This window comes from Carboxylicivirga taeanensis (assembly GCF_051851475.1).
In the GTDB taxonomy this organism is placed as follows: domain Bacteria; phylum Bacteroidota; class Bacteroidia; order Bacteroidales; family Marinilabiliaceae; genus Carboxylicivirga; species Carboxylicivirga taeanensis.
Window position 1 is genome coordinate 1 of sequence record NZ_JBPUSJ010000062.1, and the last position, 2,018, is coordinate 2,018.

At 33.6% G+C, this 2,018-nt stretch carries 3 protein-coding genes; all 3 read left to right on the plus strand.

The window, feature by feature from the left end:
* The first annotated feature begins 191 nt into the window (after positions 1-191).
* On the plus strand, positions 192-458 hold the full coding sequence (locus ACSX1H_RS19175) for a hypothetical protein (RefSeq protein WP_439185866.1): 267 nt from the start codon (positions 192-194) through the stop codon (positions 456-458).
* 3 nt (positions 459-461) lie between these two features.
* Positions 462-1,016, plus strand: coding sequence for a hypothetical protein (locus tag ACSX1H_RS19180; RefSeq protein ID WP_439185867.1), 555 nt, complete (start codon positions 462-464; stop codon positions 1,014-1,016).
* Between the two features lie 150 nt (positions 1,017-1,166).
* Complete coding sequence (locus tag ACSX1H_RS19185; protein ID WP_439185868.1) at positions 1,167-1,793, plus strand: DUF2695 domain-containing protein; 627 nt, start codon at positions 1,167-1,169, stop codon at positions 1,791-1,793.
* The last annotated feature ends 225 nt before the right edge of the window (positions 1,794-2,018 follow it).

The window sequence follows — 2,018 nt, forward strand, 5'->3', positions numbered from 1 at the left end:
AAACTACGGCCCATAACACGCTATATGCACTATAACAAAAACCGCTATTATAAATATAATATCAGTTTCTATTACAGCCCATATAGCTACCGTTGGCAGCAAGGCAGAGAGACCGCAGAAAAATACATTATAGTTTTTGATGAATGAATAAAGAATTATTTTTGTAATTGAAAATATAAATTAATTAGAATATGGCAGTTTATTGCATATCATATGATTTGAAAAGTGGAAATTATGACGATTTGATTCAGGCAATTAAAGACTATGGCAAATGGTGGCACCAGTCAGAATCAACTTGGTTTATTGAAACTTCTCAAGCAGCAAAAGATATTTTAACGAATTTAAAAGCTTACACGAATTCGGGAGATAAGTTAATTGTGATTAAAGTTCAGAGAAATTGGTGGGCAGTTGGTCATACCGATGAAGAATATGAATGGATGAAGAAAAGAAATTATTAGATTATGATTTTACAAGTAATTTTAAATATAGCTACAGTTACGGCTGAATCTACTGCCGCTTCTACGTCAATGAACTCTGAGGCAATATTAAGTATAGTAACAATTTCTATTTCTACGATACTTTCTATTGGAGCAATAATACTATCAATATGGTTTTACAAAGAAAGTACGAGCCAAAATAAAGAAACAGCTTTAATGCAAACCGAAATGAAAAATGCAGTTGAAAAGCTAGAGCAGTTATATAATAGGACATATACTGACACATTTGGTGCGTTAAAAACACAATTAAGTGCAATGCAAAAGCACATTTTTACTTCTTCTGTGGGTGACACAGATAATAGTGAACCGAATCAATTACGGTTCTCAATATTAGGCTGTGTTACAGACAAGAAATCATTGACAGTAGATGAATTATGTACTCATTTAAAAGGTTTTCAGAAGGGTGAAATAATAGAGATGATATGCGAAATTCAAAAAGATGGAATTGTAGATTTTAATGGAACTCAGATAAATACAATCATTAAAGAACAACCTGTAGAGGGAGTTGGTGAGGAATAAGCCCAGCTGCCAACACTTTGTATAGTGCATAGCGGGTTTTGTGCTAATATTGAGCATTATCACTCGCCTGAACATTAGTGATTATTTGAAAGAAAATCTCACGTAATCCGCTACGACACCATACAATTTACCGTTGGCAAGCATAAGAAAATGAAAATCCATACGATATTGATTTTATTGGTACTGTTTGGTACTAATGGAATAAGCGCTCAGAATAATAAAATGACCAATAACCAATTAAAAGACAGTTTATATAACTTCATAAAACCAACTTATCCGAGCATTGAAATTGAAGTAAATGCAGATAAGAACGGTAAAAACCATATCTACTTTACAGAGAAAAAGTTCGAATTATTGTATCCTCAACAAAGGTATCACTATCTGATTCATAAAATTCCTGAAGATTTCTATAATGAATATTTACAAAATACTGTGTGGTATGAATTGGCTCCAGATGAGAAACCTGAAGATTTGGACTATCATGATGAAGAGACAATAAAATCAATAAAGGATATAATACTAGAAATTCTAAAGGCAAAAACAGACTTTGTAAAAAAGTTGGATTCTCAATTTATTAAAAATGACCCAGTTGAATGTTTTGGTGATTTTAGACATTCAAAAAGTATTCTGACAAATTTAGGATTTAATGAAACTGAGCAATTCGATATATTTCATGTTTTAATGCATGAAGGTGGTTACTGTGACTGTGAATTGCTTTACAATGTATTTAGAGAAAGCGAATATTCAAAAAACTATTGGAAGAACAGAAAGAAATAACGCTTGCCAACAAGCCATCATAAAGTAGCCCTGGCTTTGGTGGTGTTTGGGAGTTTGGTTCCCGCGCCACCTATAGCAAAAACAAGAAAGCGAATATACCACACGCATGGCGGGCAACTTCATATGGCCGAACCGTTATGGTCAATAGCCGAGGCTTGGAGTTCGTTTTTTTACCCTGTTTGGCAAAACGTCGCCATTTCGGGAGGCGTCTTGGAAGTTTTTAAG